Raw genomic sequence first — 18,103 nt, 5'->3', positions numbered from 1 at the left:
CGCGCACCTGAGCCGCGGGCTCAGCGCTCCACGTGGTCGAGCAGCTCGGCGGCGGCCACCGCGGCGGCGGGTGCGTCGCCGCTGCGGATCGCCTCCAGGACCGCGTCGTGCTCGGCGGCCAGGGTGTCGGAGCCGTCGGCGGGGTCGTCGATGCTCGCCCGCAGGGTCTCGACCAGCCCGTCGTACAGCTCGGCGAGGAGGGGGTTGTGGGCGGTGGCGACGACCGCGACGTGGAAGTCGACGTCGGCGTCGACGAAGGCGGGCCCGTCGCTCGCGACCACCGCGTCCCGGCGGCGCGCGATGATCGCGTCGAGGACCGCCAGGTCGGCGTCGGTACGACGAGCCGCGGCCAGGGTCGTGGCCTGCACCTCGATCGCGTGCCGCACCTCCAGCAGGTGGGCCAGGTCGACCCGCTCGGCCTGGCGGCGCATGAGCGCCCGCATCTCGGTGACGGCGGCGACGTAGGTGCCGTCGCCGCGGCGTACCTCCAGCACGCCGACGTGGGCGAGCGCCTTGACCGCCTCGCGGACGGTGTTGCGGCTGACGCCGAGCGAGGCGGCGAGCTGCGGCTCCGGCGGGATCCGGGTGCCGACCGTCCACTCCCCGCTGGCGAGGAGCGCGCGCATGCCGTCGATCGCCTGGTCGACGAGCGAGGCTGAGGTAGCCGGTGCCAGGGGCATCTTTCGTCCAATCATCCGATGTCTGCCATACTAAGCGACATGGCCAGCGTCGCCCGCGCGCACCCCACCGGTGCGACCGCACCATCTTCGCAGTCGCACCGGCGCGCGGGCGTCGGCCTGGTCGTGGCGGTCCTCCTCGTCGCGCTCAACCTGCGGATCGCGGTCACCAGCCTCGGCGCCCTGCTCGACCGCCTCGGCGAGATCGGCGTCTCCCCCACCGTCCAGGGCCTGCTCACCTCGCTGCCGGTGCTCTGCTTCGCGATGGTCGGCGCCACCGCGATGTCGGTCACCCGCCGGATCGGCGTCGACCGCGGTCTCGCGCTGGCGCTCGTCGTGCTCGCCGCCGGCCTGGTCCTGCGCGTCCTCGACGGCACCCCCGCGCTCGTCGCCGGCACCTTCGTCGCGTGCGCCGGCATCGCGCTGGCCAACGTGCTCGTGCCGGCCATCGTCAAGGAGCACTTCCCCGGCAAGGTCGGCGCGATGACCGGGGCCTACACGGCGGTGCTCTCGATCGGCTCCGCCGCGGGCGCCGCGCTCGCCGTCCCGCTCACCGACGCGACCGACTCCTGGCGCCTCGGCCTCGGCCTGTGGGCGCTCGTCGCGGTGGCCGCGCTGCTCGCCTGGCTGCCGTTCGCGCGTGGTCGCGTCGTGCGGCGTACGACGGTCAAGGGCGCCGCGCTGTGGCGCAGCCCCACCGCCTGGGCGGTCACCGTCCTCTTCGGCACGCAGTCGCTGTTCGCCTACGTGATGATGAGCTGGCTCCCCAGCCTGTACGCCGACGCCGGCTTCAGCGACGCGACCGCCGGCCTGCTGCTCGCGGTGAGCATCATCATCGGCGTCCCGTTCTTCTTCCTCGCACCCAGCCTCGCCGGCCGGATGCGGCACCAGGGCCACCTGATCGCCGCGCTGACCGCGCTCACCGCCGTCGGCTGGGCCGGCCTGGGCCTGGCCCCCGAGGGCGGCGCCTGGCTCTGGGCCGCCCTGCTCGGCGCGGGCGGAGCCGTCTTCCCGATCGCGCTGCTCTGCTTCGCGCTGCGCACCACCAGCACCGCCGACACCGCGGCCCTGTCGACGATGGGCCAGAGCGTCGGCTACCTCATCGCGGCCGGCGGCCCCTTCGTCGTCGGCGTCCTGCACCACGCCACCGACTCCTGGGCCCTGCCCTGCGCGCTGCTGGTCGGCCTCGGCGTCGTCCAGGTCAGCGTCGGCTACCTCGCCGGGCGCCCGGTCAAGATCGGCGCTCCGGAGCGCTTGTAACTACGTGTTATGGCCTCTACCAGGGTGGTAGACCACCCTGGTAGATACACCAACACCCTGGTAGATGCTCCGGCGGCAGCCGACGCTGACCGATACGGCGCGTCCTCCACGGAGCATGCTCGGGACCGGCACACCGACATCTACCCGGGCGTTGTGGCATCTACCCGGGTGGTCTACCACCCTGGTAGATACATGAACACGTAGTTACAAGCGATCGAGCGCGCCGACGAGGACGTCGAGCGCCCGGTCGAGCTCGGCGTCGGTGGGGCCGCCGAAGCCGACGACCAGGCCGCTGAGGCGGGCCGTGCGGCAGTAGTCGCGCAGCAGGTTCACCCGGAAGCCGGCGTCCTCGGCGGCCGCACGGACCCGCACCGCGCGGGCGTGCGGGAGCAGCCAGGTGGAGTACATGCCGGCGACCGGGCCCGCGAGCTCGGCGTACGGCGACAGGGCGGCGACGACCCGGGGCGCGCGCTCGGCGTAGACCCGGCGCGCGGAGCGGACCACCGCGTCGACGTACCCGTCGCGCAGGAGGGTGACCATCGCCCGCTGCACCGGCCAGGGCGGCGCGTCGTGGGTGAGCCGGCGGTGCGCGTCGAAGGCCCGCACCCGATCGTCCGGTACGACGGCCCAGCCCAGCCGCAGCGAGGGCAGGATCGATTTCGACGCCGTGCCCAGGTATGCCACCCGGTCGCGATCGAGCGAGGCGAGCGCGGGGACCGGCGCGACGTCGTAGCGGAACTCCGAGTCGTAGTCGTCCTCCACCACCAGCGCCTCGTCCCGCCGGGCAGTGGCGAGCAGGGTGAGCCGGTTGGCGGCGGGCATCACCCGGCCGAGCGGGTGCTGGTGGGCCGGGGTGACGTACGCCGCCGCGCAGCCCGCGAGGTCGTCCACCGGCTCCAGCGCGGGCAGGTCCCGGACGGTGCGTCCGGACTCGTGGACGGCGGCGACGGCGGCCCGGTAGCCGGGGTCCTCCAGCGCGATCGGGGCGCGCGGCAGGATCGCCAGCACGTGGCGCAGACCGGCGCCGATGCCACCGGTGATGCGGACCTGGTCGGCGTCCACCGCGAGCCCGCGGGTCCGGCCGAGCCGTTCGGCGACGAGCGCGCGCAGGGCGGGCAGGCCGCGGGGGTCGTCGTACCCGCGCGGGGGTGTGGCGGTCGAGACCTCCCGCCACGCCCGGCGCCAGGTCCCCTCGTGGCGCGGGTCGATCCACGGGGTGCCGGCGTCGAGCATGACCAGCGGCCGCTCGGGCGCCGGCACGCCGCGGCGGGCGGAGGCCCGGGCCCGGTGCGCCACGCCGTCGGCGACCCAGGTGCCGGCGCCCTGCCGCGCCTCCAGCCAGCCCTCGGCGAGCAGCTGGTCGAAGGCCTGCTCGACGACCGAGCGGGAGACGCCGAGGTCGGCGGCGAGCCGCCGGGAGGCCGGCAGCCGGTCGCCGCCCGCGAGCGCGCCGGAGAGCACCAGTGCGCGCATCTGGTCGGCGAGCTGGGTGCCGAGCGGTTGCGGGTCGGCGCGGTCGAGCCGGACGGGAAGCAAAGTGGCCTGCCAGAGTCGTCGTGGAGTGGCCCGTGCACCCAGGCCACTTGTCATCCACGATGGTGCCATGACGTCCACGCTGGAGCCCACCGCACGCACCCGGGTCAACCGCGGCCGCAACCGCGCCGTCAGCGAGCGCGCCGAGCTGCTGGCCTTCCTCGACGAGGCCCTCGTCGCGCACCTCGGTGTGCAGGTGGGCGACCACCCGCTGGTGCTGCCGACGGCGTACGCCGTGGACATCGACGGCCCCGACGCCGACGGCACCCTCTACTTCCACGGCTCGGTGGCGGCGCGCTGGCTGCAGGGCTCGGCCGGCGCGACCGTGTGCGTGACGGTCACCGAGCTCGACGGGTTCGTCGCCGGACGCTCGGCGTTCCACCACTCCATGAACTACCGCTCGGCGGTCGTCATCGGCACCGCCCGGCTCGTGGACGACCCCGACGAGCGGATCCACGCGCTCGACCTGATCGTGGACCACATGATCCCCGGGCGGGCGGCCACGATGCGGCCCAGCACCCGCAAGGAGCTCGCGGCGACGGCGGTGCTCGCCGTACCGCTGCGGGAGGCCTCGATGAAGGCCCGCGCCGGCGACCCGGTCGACGAGCCCGAGGACGTCGCCGCGGGCGTCTGGGGCGGGCACGTGCCCATCACCCGGACCATCGGTACGCCGGTCGGCGCCGCCGACAACCTGCCCGGCCTCAGCGTCCCGGCGGACGTCGCAGCCCGGACTCGATAGCGAAGACGACCAGCTGCGCGCGGTCGCGCGCCTGGAGCTTCACCATCGCCCGGCTCACGTGCGTGCGGACGGTGTCCGGGCTGACGACCAGCGCCGCAGCGATCTCGGCGTTCGACATCCCGGTGGTGACCCAGCCGAGGATCTCCACCTCGCGCTCGGTCAGGTCGCCCAGCCGGGGGTGCGGCCGGGCGGCACGACTCGCACCGAAGTGGTCGATCACCCGCCGGGTGACCGACGGTGCCAGCAGCGAGCCACCGTCGGCGACCACCCGGACCGCGTCGAGGATCGCCGTCGGCTCGGCGTCCTTGAGCAGGAAGCCGCTGGCGCCGTGGCGCAGCGCCTCGAAGACGTACTCGTCCAGCTCGAAGGTCGTCAGGACCACCACCCGCACCGCAGCCAGCGCCGGGTCGGCGGCCACCTCGGCCAGCAGCGCGAGGCCGTCCATGACCGGCATCCGGATGTCGCAGAGCACCACGTCGGGCGTCGTACGACGCAGCAGGGCCAGGGCCTCGCGCCCGTCGGCGGCCTCGCCGGCCAGCGCCAGGTCCGGCTCGCTCTCGATCAGCGTGGCCAGGCCCATCCGGACCAGCGGCTGGTCGTCGACGAGGGCCACCCTGATCGGCCCGGTCATGCGGGCAGCACCGCGCTGACCTCGAACCCGCCCTGCGGCACCGGCCCGGCGCGGAACGTCCCCCCGAGCGCCTCCACCCGGGAACGCATGCCGCTGATGCCCATGCCCTCATCCTGCACCGCGCCGCCCTGCCCGTCGTCGGACACCCGCAGCGCGACCGTGTCGGCGCCGCGCTCCCACACCACGGTGGCCGTGCTCGCCGCGGCGTGCCGGAGCACGTTCGTCAGCGACTCCTGCAGCACGGCGTACGCCGCCGCGCCGACCGGCGGGGTCAGCTCACCCGGCTCGCCGATCACCTCCAGCCGGAGCCCCGCGGAGCGCACCCGCTCGACCAGCGCCGGGATCGCCTCGACCCCGGTGGCAGGCCGCCGCGGCGCCGCCTCCCCCGCGATCGTCGCGAGCTCCACGCGCAGCGCGTCCAGCGCCTCCCGGCTGGTCGCGCGGATCGCCTCCAGGCTCTCGCGGACCTTGCCCGAGCGGTCCGCGTCCTTGTCGAGCACGTGCAGCGCGACGCCCGCCTGCATCGCGATCACGGCGAGCCCGTGACCGACGCCGTCGTGCAGGTCCTGGGCCATCCGCAGCCGCTCCTCGGCGGCGGCGCGCGACGTGCGGTCCACCCAGGCGGCCCGGCCCTGGCGCAGCATCGTGCCGATCGCGGCGGCCGAGGAGACCAGGGCACCGATCCCGATCGACTGCCAGGCGCCGACGACGAGGTCGTCCCAGCGCAGCCCGCGCACCAGCAGCCCGGCCCAGATCAGCACGGCCGCGACGACCAGCAGCGGGAACCACGACCGGAACGGCCGCCGGGTCGCCAGCACGAAGGAGGCGACGATCAGCGCGAAGAAGATCGGGCCGTTCTCGCCACCCACCGCGAAGTAGCCGCCGCTCGCAGCCCCGGTCACGAGCAGCAGGGCCGGGCAGCGGTCGAGCAGCAGCAGCGAGCCCGCGGCGACCGCCGCGAGCACGACCGAGAGCACCCGGCCGACGACGCCGGCGTCGACGTGCCCGTCGTGCCCGAGGTTCACCGCCACCGACCCGCCGACGATGATGATCGCGACCGGAATCAGCCACCAGCGCTTGGCCAGCCACATGTTCGAGTCCATGCCCCCGAACCTAGGCGAGCCCGGCCGCCTCGTCGTACGACGACGAGAGCCTCGTGCGTACGCAGTTCTGCGTACGCACGCGCCGCCCTCCGGCGGACGCGCCTGGGCCGGCTCGCGACCAGCCTGGACACCATGAACGCACAGACCACGGTGGCCTCCACCGACAACCTCACGAAGGTCTACGGCGACCGGGTCGCCGTCGACAAGGTGAGCATGAGCGTCCGGCGCGGCGAGGTGTACGGCTTCCTGGGGCCCAACGGCGCCGGCAAGACGACCACCCTGCGCATGCTGCTGGGCCTGATCCGCCCGACGTCCGGCACGGCGAGCGCGATCCCACCCGTCGGCGCCCTCATCGAGGGCCCCGGCTTCTTCCCCTACCTCTCCGGCCGCGCGAACCTGCGCACCCTGGCCCGGCACCGCGGCTTCGCGGACGCCGAGGTCGAGCGGGTGCTCGAGCGGGTCGACCTCGCCTCCCGCGGGGACGACCGGTTCAAGGGCTACTCCCTCGGCATGAAGCAGCGGCTCGGCGTCGCGGCAGCGCTGATGGGCGACCCGGACCTGATCGTGCTCGACGAGCCGACCAACGGCCTCGACCCGGCCGGCATGGCGGACATGCGGGCACTGGTCGTCGACCTCGCGCGGGGCGGGCAGACCGTGCTGCTGTCCAGCCACATGCTCTCCGAGGTGCAGGAGATCTGCGACCGCGTCGGCGTCATCGACGACGGCCGCCTGCTGCGCGAGGCCGGCGTCGCCGAGCTGCGCGGCGGGGTCTCGATCCGGCTGCGCGCGACACCCGAGCCGGCGGCGCTCGCGGTGGCGATGCGGCTCGCGGGCGACGACGGCGTGCGTCGTACCGAGGACGGGGCGCTGCTGCTCGCGCTGCCACCTGACGCCGCTCCGCACGTCGCCCGCTCGCTCGTCGAGGAGGGCGTCGACGTCCACGAGATCACCGCTGCCGAGCGCAGCCTCGAAGAGGTCTTCTTCGAGATGACCACCCGCAAGAACGAGGAGATGGCGTCATGAACGCGACCCTGCGCAGCACCCGTGCCGAGCTGGCGCGGCTGCGGGCCTGGCCGGCGGTGTGGATCACCCTCGGCGCGTGGCTCGCGCTGAGCCTGATGTTCGGCTACCTGTTCACCTACCTGTCCTACACCAGCGGGGAGGCGTCCTTCACCGACGAGGGCACCACCCGGGCCCAGCAGCTCGCCCAGCTGCTGCCGGACGCCGTGCCGGACGTGTTCCTGCAGGGCATGCCGATGTTCGGCGGTGCACTGATGATGGTGCTCGGCGCGCTGGTGGCCGGCAACGGCTACGGCTGGGGCACCTGGAAGACCCTCTTCTCCCAGGGCGTACGACGCACGCCCGCCGTGCTCGGCTCGGTGGCCGCGCTGACCGTCTTCGTGCTCGCCACCCTGGTCGTCACGCTCGGCTTCGACCTCGGCATCTCGCTCATCATCACCGCCTCCGAGGGCCAGGACGTCGTCCTGCCGTCGGCCGGGTCGGTGGTGCAGGCCCTCGGGGCGGGCTTCCTGGTGCTGGAGATGTGGGCGGTGCTCGGCTTCGCGCTCGGCACCATCGCGCGCGGCCCGGCGCTCTCCGTCGGCCTCGGCCTGGTCTGGGCGCTCGTCGTGGAGAACCTCCTGCGCGGCGTGGGCCAGCTGCTCGACTGGGTGGACGCGCTGACCGCCGTCCTGCCCGGCACGTCGGCCGGCTCGCTGATCGGCTCGATCGTCGGCACCGGCGAGGGGGACGGGACGCCCGGCGTCCTCGACACGGTGGCCGGTGGTCAGGCCACGGTCACCGTCGCGGTGTACGTCGCGCTCGCGGTCGTCGTGAGCGTCGTCCTCGTACGGCGGCGCGACGTCAGCTGAGCCGCTTGCCGAAGCACCGCGAGAGCGGGGCGTCGGCGTAGAAGCCGAAGCCCTCGACCTCCTCGTAGCCGGCGCTGCGGTAGAGCTCGATGGCCTCCGGCTGCCGGGTCCCGGTCTCCAGCAGGACCAGGTCGTGGCCGGCGGCCAGCGCGCTGCGCTCCAGCTCGGCCAGCACGGCACGGGCGTGGCCCCGGCCCCGGCGCTCGGGGACGACGTACATCCGCTTGACCTCCACCGCGCTCGTCCCGCCGAGGCGGCTCACGGGCGAGCGACGCCAGGCGCCGGTCGCGACCGGGTCCGGGCCGTCGTACCCGACCAGGAAGAGGCCCTCCGGCAGGTCGAAGACGGCCGGGTCGACGGGGCTCTCGTCGGGCGAGCCGTAGCGCTCGACGTACTCCTCCTGGACGCGGGCCACGAGCACCGCCGCGTCGGGGTGCAGGTAGCCCACCGGGCGGAGGTCGAGGGAGGCTTGCATCGCGAAACTGATTGAACACCGGCGTGATCGGCCTGTCACACTGGGGACATCTCTGACAACGTCGTCAGCCTGTCCTCTCCCGCGCCCGATCGAGAAGGTTGACCTCGTGACCGACATCCAGATCCCCGCAGCGCTCAAGCCCGCCGACGGCCGCTTCGGTGCGGGCCCGTCGAAGATCCAGACCAGCCACCTCGACGCGCTCGCGGCGACCGGCGACTCCCTGCTCGGCACGTCGCACCGCCAGGCCCCGGTCAAGGACACCGTCGGCCGCGTGCTCCAGGGCCTCGCCGACCTGTTCTCGCTGCCCGAGGGCTACGAGGTCGTCGTCGGCAACGGCGGCGCGACGGCGTTCTGGGACATCGCGGCGTTCGGGCTGATCGAGCAGAAGTCGCAGCACCTGACGTTCGGCGAGTTCTCCTCGAAGTTCGCCTCCTCGGTCAAGGCCGCGCCCTGGCTGGACGCGCCGTCGGTCATCGCCGCCGACCCGGGCTCGCGCCCGGACGCGGTCGCCGAGGCGGGCGTGGACGTCTACGGCTGGGCGCACAACGAGACCTCGACCGCGGTGATGGCACCCGTCGTACGGCCGTCGGGTGCCGACGACGGCGCGCTGGTGCTGATCGACGCCACCTCGGGCGCCGGCGGCTTGCCCGTCGACCTCACCGAGACCGACGTCTACTACTTCGCCCCGCAGAAGTGCTTCGCCTCCGACGGCGGCCTGTGGTTCGGCGTCTTCTCGCCCGCGGCGATCGAGCGCGCCGAGCGGATCGCAGCCTCGGACCGCTACATCCCGCCGTTCTTCAACCTGAAGACCGCCATCGACAACAGCCGCCTCAACCAGACCTACAACACCCCCTCGGTCGCCACCCTCTTCCTGATGGCCGAGCAGCTGGACTGGATGAACGGCCAGGGCGGGCTCAAGGGCATGGTCGAGCGGACCACCGCCTCCTCGGACGCGCTCTACGGCTGGGCCGAGCGGACGTCGTACACCACGCCGTACGTCGCGGACCCCGAGCACCGCTCGCTCGTCATCGGCACCATCGACTTCGAGGAGTCGATCGACGCGGCGCAGGTCGCGAAGGTGCTGCGCGCCAACGGGATCGTCGACACCGAGCCCTACCGCAAGCTCGGCCGCAACCAGCTCCGGATCGCGATGTACCCCGCGATCGACCCGGCCGACGTGGAGGCGCTGACCGCGTCGATCGACTTCGTGGTCGAGGCCCTCCAGGGCGCCTAGGCCATCACGTCGACCCGCGGGGCCCCCAGCGCGACCATCAGCTCACGCCGGGCCTCGCCGGAGACGGCGCCGGGGGTCGAGAGCGCCTCGGCGACCGAGCGGCGCAGGTCCTTGTGCTCGTGGAAGTGGTGCAGCGCGGCCGAGCGCCACTCGTCGGCGCTCGGGGCAGCGGCGGGCAGCACGACGACCTGCTCACGGCCGCGGGCCAGGAAGGCCACGCAGAGGAAGGCGACGGCGACCAGCAGGGCTGCTGAGGTGAGCTCGATCGGCATGGTCCGCACCTTTCGTCCGGCGGTGTGCTGGGGTTGCCGGACCAACGACGCCGCGGCGCCGACAGTGACGTTCGGTCACCGAATTCGGGACGAAGTCCCGGGTCAGAGCCGCCCCGCGACCAGCTCGTACGCCGAGCGCCCGAACGCCACCATCCGCACCCGCTCCACCGCGGTCGGCGTCGCGCGCAGGGTCTCCAGGGCCGCGTCCACCGCGTCCTCCTTCGGCCAGCCGTAGGCGCCCGCACTGATCAGCGGGAAGGCGATCGAGCGAGCGCCGAGCTCGTCGGCGACCTCCAGGGCGCGGCGGTAGCAGGACGTCAGCAGGCCGCGGTCGGTCTCGCCGGCGTTGCGGTTGGGGCCGACGACGTGGATCACCCAGCGCGCGGGCATCTCCCCCGCGGTGGTCCAGCCCGCGTCGCCGGTGGCCAGGCCGTGCGGGAAGCGGCGCCGGCAGTCGTCCAGCACCGCCGGGCCGCCGGCGCGGTGGATCGCGCCGTCCACGCCCGCCCCGCCGCGCATCGCCCGGTTGGCGGCGTTGACCACGGCGTCCACGTCCTGCTGGGTGATGTCGCCCTCGACGACCTCGATCTCCATGCGCCCGATCCTGTCACCGGCGCCCGCCGAGCAACCGCAGCGTCGCCCGCTCCAGCACCGCCCGGCGCTCGTCGCCGTCGTCCTCCGGCGCACGTCGTACGGCGGCCCGGATCGTCCGCCCCTCCTGGTAGGCGTCGACCACCCGCGGGTCGACGTACGACGACCGGGCCAGCGCCGGGGTGTTGCCCAGGAACTCCGAGACCTCCTTCATCGCGCCAGCGACCGCGCGCTTGCGGGCGGTCTTCGACGCCTCCGGCCCGGGCGCCTCGGCGAGCGCGGCGGCCGCGAGCACGGTGCCGTGCCAGGTGCGGAAGTCCTTCGCGGTCACGTCGAGCCCGCTCGCCTCGCGCAGGTACTCGTTCACGTCCGAGCCGTCGACGTCCAGCAGCCGGCGGTCCTTGCGCCGCCGCCGGCGCCGCTTGTCGAGCGCCTCGACGGCCTGCGGGTCGTCGATCTCGACGTGGTGCTCGACGCCGGACTTCCCGACGAACTCGAAGACGAGCACGTCCCCGGACCGGCGCACGTGCTGGCGCTCGAGGGTGGTCAGGCCGAAGGAGCCGTACTCCTCGGCGTACACGTCGTTGCCGATCCGGAAGCAGCCGAGGTCGATCAGCCGCACCGCGAGCGCGCAGGTGGCCCGGGTCGCGAGGTCGTCGGTGGCGAGGTCGGCGAGCACCTCCTCGCGCAGCCGCGGCAGCCGGCGCCCCAGCCGGACCACCCGCGCGTGCTTCTCCTCCGAGCGGCGCTCGACCCACACCGGGTGGTAGAGGTACTGCCGACGGCCGGCGTCGTCGACGCCGACGGCCTGCAGGTGCCCGTTCGGGTACGGGCTGATCCACACGTCCTGCCAGGCCGGCGGGATCACCAGCGCCTTGCAGCGCGCGGCGTCCTCGGGCGGCAGCGGCTTCCCGTGCTCGTCGAGGTGGACGAAGCCGCGCCCGGACCGGCGCCGCGTCCAGCCCGGCTGATCGGGTGAGGTACGACGCAGGCGGGCCACGATCGCTAGGTTCCCCGACCGCGCCGGCTCAGACCGGTGACCCCGGCCACGACCGCCACCACGACCGCTCCGCCGAGCGCCCACGGCCACCAGGACCGCTCGTCGTCGGCCTTCGTGACGGGTGAGGCCTGCTCCGCGGCGGGTGCCTCCAGCTCGCCCTGCACCGCGGCCGGCAGCTCGACCCGCAGCACGTCGGCCTCCTTGCCCTCCGAGCTGAGCAGGATCGCGCCGTCCTCGCGCACCGCCAGCCCCTCGCCCTGCTGCTGCGCGGGCAGGTCCAGCAGGGCGACCCGGCGCAGCCCCGGCCAGGTGTAGAGCGCCGCCTGCGTGTAGTTGCGGATGATCACGTGCTTGCCGTCCGGCAGGAAGGACCCGTCGGTCGCGATGCCGAGGACCTCCTTGACCGGGGTGAGCTCGTTGGGCCCGTCCGGGTCGAGCCGCTCCGGGGCGGCGTACACCTGGCCGATGAAGGCCTTCGCCACGACGTACAACCGGCCGGTCGCGGGGTCGGTCAGCAACGTCTCCGCGTCGTGCGGGCCGTCGGGGTAGACCAGCTCGTACGTCGTCGCGCGCACCTCGCGCTCGCCCCGCCCGAACGGGACCTTCGCGACCTCCACCGACTTCCGTGAGCCGGCGTTGTCGCCGATGTCGCCGACGTAGACCTCGCCGTCGCCCGCTGGCGCCAGGGCCTCGTTGTCGGCCCCGTCCCCCTGCCAGCGGGTGACTCCGACGGTGTCGCCGGTGGCGGGGTCGACGGTGAAGACCCGGTTGCTGTCGCCGGAGTCGTTGACGGTCACGACCAGCCCGTCGCGCGCGACCAGCCCGCTGGACTCGACGACGTCGGGGTCGGTGAAGTGGAAGACGACCTCCGAGGCGATCGGCTCGGTGGCCGCGCCCGGCGCGAGGAGACCGATGCCGAAGGGCAGGGGCAGCAGGAGGAACAGCAGCTTCTCCACGCGGCTCACCGACCCAGCAGCTCGCCGAGGCGGGGGTGCAGGTCCCAGGTGGCCACCAGGTCGTCGTACTCCTCGGGGGTGGTGGCGGCGCCGGTCCGCACCGCGCGCAGCAGCGTGTTGCGGGGGGTGTGCGCGCTGTCGACGAACTCCATCACGTCCACCCGGTAGCCCCGCCCGCGCAGCAGCAGCGCCCGCAGCGCGTCGGTGAGGGTGTCGGCGAAGCGCTCGCGCAGGATGCCGTCGCGCACCATCGCCTGGTACGGCGCGGGCGGGGTGCCGCGGCGCAGCTGGGCCGCGATGTCGTGGTGGCAGCACGGAGCGGCCAGCACCAGCGGCGCCTCCCACTCCACGGCGCGGGCGAGCGCGTCGTCGGTCGCGGTGTCGCAGGCGTGCAGCGCCAGCACCACGTCCGGGCGCTCCGGCAGCACGGCCTCGCCGATCGTCCCGGCGACGAAGGTCGCCTCGATGCCCAGCTCGGCGGCGACGGCGCTGTTGTGGTCGCGCGACTGCTCCTTGACGTCCACCCCGGTGAGCCGCACCGGCAGCCCGCGGCGCTCGGTGAGGAAGCGCTGGGCGGCGAAGGTGAGGTAGCCGTTGCCGCAGCCCAGGTCGACCACCCGCAGCGGGTCCTCGGTGGTGGGCGTGCGGACGTGGCCCTTGGCGATCGCGTCGGTGACCGAGCGGTCCAGGATCCGCAGGAAGTCCTCCACCTGGCGGTACTTCGCGCGCCGGGTCGGCTTGATCCGCCCCTGCGCGTCGCTGAGCCCGAGCGCGGCGAAGAGCGGGTCGTCCTCGGCGAGCATCCGGTCCTTGGCCCGGTCGTGCTCGGCACTGGCCTGCACCGGCGCCTGACGGGTCGAGGTGTGCAGCGCGGCGTCACCCTTCTTGGTGACCCGCAGCGACAGCAGGTGGGCGGTGGTCTCGACGGTCCAGTTGCCGAACGGCTCGGCCAGCAGGCCCTCCACCTCCGCCCGGGCCGCGTCGCCGAGCAGGTGGTTGGACGTGTGCGCCTGCGTGGCGTCGTACCGGACGACCTGGAGGTGGCGGCCGGCCTTGAGGTCCACCCAGCGCAGCTCGACCCGCCGCCACGGCGGGGTGCCCGTACGCCGCCGGCCCGACGCGACCGCGCGCACCAGGCGGTCCTCGGCCAGCAGGTCCTCCGCCACCTGGGCGAGGCCCCGCTCGAGCGTCTCGGTCCGGCTGCTCACTTCGCCAGGGCCGCCACGACCACGATGAGCAGGAGCAGCACCAGCGCGGCCGGGATGATCAGTCGGCGGTGGCGCGGGTTCACCCGTCGATCGTAGTCGGGCGCCGGCGACGCAGCCGGATCGCCCAGGCCACCACGAAGACCAGGTAGGCGACGACGACGCCGAGGAAGACCCCGTCCAGGCGCGGTAGGTCGGCCCGCGCGGCCCGCACCGTGCACAGCACCAGCGCCGTGAGCAGCCCGAGCGTGGCCGCCCCGATCACGCCCATGTCGTCGCGAGAGGCCGGCGGCCGGGGGCGGAGCAGGGCGAAGAGGAGGGCCAGGAAGAGCCCCAGCGCGGCGAAGGAGACGAGGGCCGTCGGACGACCGGCCCAGCGGTCGGCGTCCCCGGAGACGCCGAAGTGGATCGGGACGCGATCGGGCAGCAGCACCGCCGCGACGACCAGCGAGGCAAGGTAGGCGACGGCGGCCAGGGCGAACCAGCGGCGAGCCGTCACCAGTGCTCCAGCGACGCTCCGATGATCCCGGCCAGGTCCTCCTCGGTGACGTCCTTGGGCGCGGTGGCGAGCAGGCGCTGCTGCTTGAGCGCGCCGTCGACCAGGTCGTCGACGTCGCCCTCGCCGTAGCCGACCGCGCCGAGGCCGTTGGGCAGGTGGATGTCCTGCATCAGCCGGGCGATGACCTCCGGCAGCACCGAGGCGTCGCGGCCGGTGGCGCCCGGGTCGAGCAGCTGAGCCGCCCGCAGGTGCCGCTCCGGCGCGGCGTCGAAGGTGAACCGGAAGGCCTCCGGCGCGGTCAGCGCGACCGCCATGCCGTGCGGCACCATCGGCTCCTCCGGCGGGTAGTCCGCCGGGGTGAAGTCCCGGACCCGGCCCGCGATCGGGTAGGCGTTGGCGTGCGGGATGTGCACCCCGGCGTTGCCGAAGCCGAGCCCGGCGAAGGTCGCCGCGAGCGCCATCTGGTCGGCTGCCTCGGTGCCCGCCTGGTCGTCCGGCGCGCGGTGCACGGCGGCCCGGAAGGCGCCGGCCAGCAGGCCCAGGGCGCGCTCGGACCACAGGTCGGCGATCGGGTTGGAGCCGCAGTAGGGCACCCGTTGCTCGGGGGTCTTGGCGTCGAAGTCGGCGTACCACCGGGCGGTGTAGCTCTCCAGCGCGTGGCACAGGATGTCCATCCCCGCCGCCGCGGTGACGCCGGCCGGCTGGGTGGCCGAGAGCGCCGGGTCGACGACGGCGAGCCGCGGCCGGAGCGCGGCGTGGCTGATCCCGGTCTTCACCTTGAGCGAGAGCACGTCCATCACGCAGATGGTGGTGGACTCGCTGCCCGTCCCCGTGGTGGTCGGTACGGCGACCAGGGGCAGCACCGGCTGCTCGGGCGCCCGCGCCTTGCCCACCGGGGCGTTGACGTAGTCCATCAGCTCACCGGGGTTGGTCACCAGCAGCGCGACGGCCTTGGCGGTGTCGATCGAGGAGCCGCCACCGACCGCGACCACCGCGTCGAAGGGGCCCTCGGAGCGGGCGAAGGCGACCGCCTCCTCCAGGGACACGTCGGTCGGCTCCACCCGGGAGCGGTCGAACACGACGACCTCCAGGCCACGCTGGCGCAGCGAGCCCGCGACGTCGTCGGCATGGCCCGCGGCCGCCACCCCCGGGTCGGTCACCAGCAGCACCCGGCGCGCGCCCCAGGCGCCGACGTCGTAGCCGATCTCGCGGGAGGCGCCCCGGCCGAACTTGAGGGCGGGCGCGGCGTAGGTGAAGACGGTCTCGCTCACCCGGACACGTTAGCCCTGATCGCCGGCGGCCTCGATCGCGGCGCGCACCGAGCCGTAGACCTTCAACCGGCCGGCGGCGACGTCGGCGAGGGGCACCCAGGCGACCTCGTCCGTCGTACCGTCCTCCTCGACGACGCGCGGCTCCCCCGGCCCCACCTCGGCGCGGTAGATCACCCCGATCGCGTGGAAGTCCTCGGCCCGGCCGCTGGGCGCGGTGCCGGTGAAGTGGTGGTCGAGCACGGTGAGCAGCGCGGTCGCCCGGCCCTCCAGGCCGCACTCCTCCCACAGCTCACGGCGGATGGTGTCGGTCGGCGTCTCGCCGTGGTCGATCCCGCCGCCCGGCAGGTGCCAGGTGCCGGGGTCGGGGGCGAGGTGCGAGGTGCGGGTCAGCAGGATCGCGTCGTCGCGGACGACGTAGGCGTAGGCGGCCGTGCGCTGCCGCTGCCGGACCCGGTACGACGCCAGCGCCTCCGCCACCAGGCTGACCGTCGGCACGGTGCCGGCCAGCACGTCGGCGATCGGCTTCCAGGCCGCCTCGGCGGTGCTCCCGTCGACCTCGGTCACGTGCGGCTCGGGCGCGTCGGCGGGCACCCAGCCCTCGTAGACGATCCGCACCGAGTGCGCGTCCACCCGGCGCCCACGGCGCCAGGAGTCCTCGACGTGCAGGGAGTAGACGTGCGCCGGGTCGTCGACCTCGACGTGCAGCCCGGTCTCCTCGTAGACCTCGCGCACGACCGCGTCGCGGGGGTCCTCGCCGTGGTCCACGCCGCCACCCGGCAGCGACCACAGCTCCTTCTTGGTGACCCGCTCGGAGAGCCGCGAGAGCAGGATCTCCTCGCCCCGGACGATGACGGCGTACGCCGCCAACCGCTGCACCCGCTGTGCCATCACCGCCTCCTCGCCGTCGTCCACCACCCTAGGGGCTGACTCAGGAGAACGGCGGGCGGGCGTCGCGCGCCAGCGAGCGCCGGCCCGCCCAGCGCCAGACCCGCGCCGCGCGGTCGCGGTCCTCGTCGGTGACCAGGTTGCCCATCCAGCGCAGCGCGAGCGTCATCAGCAGGTCCGAGCGCATCCCGACCGGGCCCAGCGCCGGCAGCAGGCGCGGCACGGTGACCAGGCCGGCGAGCCGGCGGGCGATGGAGAAGGACTCGCCGTAGTGGGCGCGCAGGACCTCCGGCCACACCACCGACAGGTCGGCGCCGGGGGTCTCGGCGAACAGCTCGGCGACCAGGCGGCCGGTCTCCAGGCCGTAGTCGATGCCCTCGCCGTTGAGCGGGTTGACGCACGCCGCGGCGTCGCCGATCAGGGCCCAGTTGCGCCCGGCGACGTTCGACACGGCGCCGCCCATCGGCAGCAGGGCCGAGGTCGGCATCCGGAGCTCGTCGCCGAGGCCGAACTCCTCGCGCAGGCCGTCGGCGTAGAGCTTCATCAGCGGCTTGATCGCGACGTCCGTAGGCCGCTTGGCGGTGGCGAGCGTGCCGGCGCCGAGGTTGACCTCGCCCGCACCGGCGCCGAGCGGGAAGATCCAGCCGTAGCCGCTCAGGATCTCGTCCTGCTCCCCGCGCAGCTCCAGGTGCGAGCTGATCCAGGGGTCGTCGGCGCGCGTCGACTTCACGTAGCAGCGCCCCGCCACGCCGTAGACGGTGTCGCGGTGCCACTCCCGCCCGAGCACCTTGCCCAGCGGCGAGCGCACCCCGTCGGCCACGACCAGGCGGCGGCACTCGACCTCCCGGCCGTCCTTGAGCACGACCGCGGCGACCCGGTCCCCGTCGCGTCGTACGTCGACCGCACGGGCGCCGTCGAGCGGCACCGCCCCGGCGTCGAGCGCGGTCGTGCGCAGGTGGTCGTCGAGCTCGGTGCGCGCGATCGCGCTGCCCCACTCCGGCAGGTGCCCGCCGGGCCACGGCAGGTGCAGGGTCTGCCCGAAGCCGTGGGCGCGCAGGCCCTGGTTGACCGTGTGCGAACGCACCCACTCGCGCAGGCCGAGCCGCTCCAGCTCCCCGATCGCGCGCGGGGTCAGCCCGTCGCCGCAGGTCTTGTCGCGCGGGAAGACGGCTGCGTCGGCGAGCACCACGTCGGCACCCGAGCGGGCGGCCCAGGCGGCCGCCGCGGACCCGGCGGGTCCGGCGCCGACGACGAGCACGTCGGTGCGGAGAGGAGCGTTCACCCGACGATTCTCGCAGGCGGCGCCCTCAGCCCGCCGTGCGGTACGCCGTGTGGCTGGTCAGGTGCACCGAGGGGTTGGCGCAACCGGTGGTGCGGTGGGCCACGAACTGCGAGCGGGTCGCGTTCGGCACGTAGATCCGGAAGCCGTCCACCCGGCGCGGCCGGCAGGTCGCGGCGTCGTAGTTGGCGGCGCGGACCTCGTCGACCCGGCTGATGGCGCGTTGCCCGGGACGCAGCACGAACGAGCCGGCGCTGCGCCCGTCCCGGGAGGCCGGAGCGCCGACCTGGGTGCCGTTGCCGCCGCCGACGTACGAGAGGCCGCCGAAACCGCCGGTGCGGCAGGCGTGCCGCGCGACGTTGGTCAGGACGATCCGGCCGTAGGCGTGCCCGGCGCCGTTGTCCGTGGCGCGGTAGCGCGCGTGCAGGTCCGCGTTGCGGCAGCCGGGCACGGTGGCGGTGGCGGCCGCGCTTGCGACCGGGGCCGTCGAGGGCACGAGGAGCGAGGCCGCGGCGACGAGGGCGCCGGCGGCGAGCAGGGAGGAGATCTTGTTCATGCTCGGTGTGACGTCGTGCGGCGCGGGCTGGTTCTCGTCTCGCACCGGGAAAAGGATCTCGATACG

Annotated in this window: 20 protein-coding genes; 5 read left to right on the top strand and 15 right to left on the bottom strand. The window is 74.3% G+C overall.

What is annotated here, in order from left to right; genetic code table 11:
- Positions 1-20: 20 nt before the first annotated feature.
- Complete coding sequence (locus MRBLML1_RS20605) at positions 21-680, bottom strand: FadR/GntR family transcriptional regulator (protein ID WP_364519551.1); 660 nt, start codon at positions 678-680, stop codon at positions 21-23.
- A 39-nt stretch (positions 681-719) separates the two neighbouring features.
- Here MRBLML1_RS20605 and MRBLML1_RS20600 point away from each other — a divergent pair, with 39 nt between their 5' ends.
- Complete coding sequence (locus tag MRBLML1_RS20600) at positions 720-1,937, top strand: MFS transporter (RefSeq protein ID WP_364519549.1); 1,218 nt, start codon at positions 720-722, stop codon at positions 1,935-1,937.
- 204 nt (positions 1,938-2,141) lie between these two features.
- Here the strand turns inward: MRBLML1_RS20600 and MRBLML1_RS20595 are convergent, their stop codons facing one another.
- The gene (locus MRBLML1_RS20595) at positions 2,142-3,473 is read right to left on the bottom strand and encodes a PLP-dependent aminotransferase family protein (RefSeq protein ID WP_364519547.1); all 1,332 of its coding nucleotides are present in this window, start codon (positions 3,471-3,473) and stop codon (positions 2,142-2,144) included.
- Positions 3,474-3,540: 67 nt separating this feature from the next.
- Between MRBLML1_RS20595 and MRBLML1_RS20590 the strand changes: the two genes are divergently transcribed.
- Complete coding sequence (locus MRBLML1_RS20590) at positions 3,541-4,209, top strand: pyridoxamine 5'-phosphate oxidase family protein (RefSeq protein WP_364519545.1); 669 nt, start codon at positions 3,541-3,543, stop codon at positions 4,207-4,209.
- Here MRBLML1_RS20590 and MRBLML1_RS20585 read toward each other — a convergent pair.
- Together MRBLML1_RS20585 and MRBLML1_RS20580 are read right to left on the bottom strand one after the other, a co-directional pair.
- Positions 4,172-4,840, bottom strand: a complete 669-nt coding sequence (locus MRBLML1_RS20585) for a response regulator transcription factor (protein WP_364519543.1) — start codon at positions 4,838-4,840, stop codon at positions 4,172-4,174. The genes MRBLML1_RS20590 and MRBLML1_RS20585 overlap by 38 nt on opposite strands.
- Positions 4,837-5,943 carry a sensor histidine kinase gene (locus MRBLML1_RS20580; RefSeq protein WP_364519541.1) on the bottom strand — a complete coding sequence of 369 codons (1,107 nt, stop codon included), beginning with the start codon at positions 5,941-5,943 and terminating at the stop codon, positions 4,837-4,839. The genes MRBLML1_RS20585 and MRBLML1_RS20580 overlap by 4 nt, the downstream gene beginning before the upstream one ends.
- A 132-nt stretch (positions 5,944-6,075) precedes the next feature.
- Between MRBLML1_RS20580 and MRBLML1_RS20575 the strand changes: the two genes are divergently transcribed.
- Positions 6,076-6,966, top strand: a complete 891-nt coding sequence (locus MRBLML1_RS20575; protein ID WP_364519539.1) for an ABC transporter ATP-binding protein — start codon at positions 6,076-6,078, stop codon at positions 6,964-6,966.
- Positions 6,963-7,814, top strand: coding sequence for an ABC transporter permease (locus MRBLML1_RS20570; protein ID WP_364519537.1), 852 nt, complete (start codon positions 6,963-6,965; stop codon positions 7,812-7,814). The genes MRBLML1_RS20575 and MRBLML1_RS20570 overlap by 4 nt, the downstream gene beginning before the upstream one ends.
- Here MRBLML1_RS20570 and MRBLML1_RS20565 read toward each other — a convergent pair.
- On the bottom strand, positions 7,807-8,289 hold the full coding sequence (locus MRBLML1_RS20565; protein WP_364519535.1) for a GNAT family N-acetyltransferase: 483 nt from the start codon (positions 8,287-8,289) through the stop codon (positions 7,807-7,809). The genes MRBLML1_RS20570 and MRBLML1_RS20565 overlap by 8 nt on opposite strands.
- 106 nt (positions 8,290-8,395) lie before the next feature.
- Here MRBLML1_RS20565 and serC point away from each other — a divergent pair, with 106 nt between their 5' ends.
- A complete protein-coding gene (gene serC, locus MRBLML1_RS20560; RefSeq protein ID WP_364519533.1) occupies positions 8,396-9,523 on the top strand; it encodes a phosphoserine transaminase in 1,128 nt (375 codons plus the stop codon).
- On the opposite strand, the gene MRBLML1_RS20555 is transcribed toward serC, so the two are convergent.
- From MRBLML1_RS20555 to MRBLML1_RS20510, 10 genes are all read right to left on the bottom strand, one after another.
- Positions 9,520-9,795, bottom strand: coding sequence for a hypothetical protein (locus MRBLML1_RS20555; RefSeq protein WP_364519531.1), 276 nt, complete (start codon positions 9,793-9,795; stop codon positions 9,520-9,522). The two genes, serC and MRBLML1_RS20555, sit on opposite strands and share 4 nt — an antisense overlap.
- 102 nt (positions 9,796-9,897) lie before the next feature.
- A complete protein-coding gene (locus tag MRBLML1_RS20550) occupies positions 9,898-10,389 on the bottom strand; it encodes an O-acetyl-ADP-ribose deacetylase (protein WP_364519529.1) in 492 nt (163 codons plus the stop codon).
- 13 nt (positions 10,390-10,402) lie between these two features.
- Positions 10,403-11,386, bottom strand: coding sequence for a DNA topoisomerase IB (locus MRBLML1_RS20545; protein WP_364519527.1), 984 nt, complete (start codon positions 11,384-11,386; stop codon positions 10,403-10,405).
- 5 nt (positions 11,387-11,391) lie between these two features.
- Positions 11,392-12,342, bottom strand: a complete 951-nt coding sequence (locus MRBLML1_RS20540; protein ID WP_364519525.1) for a hypothetical protein — start codon at positions 12,340-12,342, stop codon at positions 11,392-11,394.
- Positions 12,343-12,347: 5 nt separating this feature from the next.
- The gene (locus tag MRBLML1_RS20535) at positions 12,348-13,550 is read right to left on the bottom strand and encodes a class I SAM-dependent methyltransferase (RefSeq protein ID WP_364519523.1); all 1,203 of its coding nucleotides are present in this window, start codon (positions 13,548-13,550) and stop codon (positions 12,348-12,350) included.
- A gap of 79 nt (positions 13,551-13,629) precedes the next feature.
- Positions 13,630-14,046, bottom strand: coding sequence for a DUF1648 domain-containing protein (locus MRBLML1_RS20530; RefSeq protein WP_364519521.1), 417 nt, complete (start codon positions 14,044-14,046; stop codon positions 13,630-13,632).
- Positions 14,043-15,317, bottom strand: a complete 1,275-nt coding sequence (locus MRBLML1_RS20525) for a hydroxyacid-oxoacid transhydrogenase (RefSeq protein ID WP_364519519.1) — start codon at positions 15,315-15,317, stop codon at positions 14,043-14,045. Before MRBLML1_RS20525 ends, MRBLML1_RS20530 begins: the two co-directional genes overlap by 4 nt.
- A gap of 9 nt (positions 15,318-15,326) precedes the next feature.
- A complete protein-coding gene (locus tag MRBLML1_RS20520; protein ID WP_364519517.1) occupies positions 15,327-16,205 on the bottom strand; it encodes an NUDIX domain-containing protein in 879 nt (292 codons plus the stop codon).
- Between the two features lie 40 nt (positions 16,206-16,245).
- Complete coding sequence (locus tag MRBLML1_RS20515; RefSeq protein WP_364519515.1) at positions 16,246-17,484, bottom strand: geranylgeranyl reductase family protein; 1,239 nt, start codon at positions 17,482-17,484, stop codon at positions 16,246-16,248.
- Positions 17,485-17,509: 25 nt separating this feature from the next.
- Entirely contained in the window at positions 17,510-18,082 is a 573-nt protein-coding gene (locus tag MRBLML1_RS20510) for a DUF4232 domain-containing protein (protein WP_364519513.1), read from the bottom strand.
- Positions 18,083-18,103: the final 21 nt, after the last annotated feature.

It is taken from the genome of Nocardioides sp. LML1-1-1.1 (assembly GCF_040676175.1).
GTDB lineage: Bacteria > Actinomycetota > Actinomycetes > Propionibacteriales > Nocardioidaceae > Nocardioides.
This window is presented reverse-complemented; position numbering and strand designations above follow the sequence as displayed.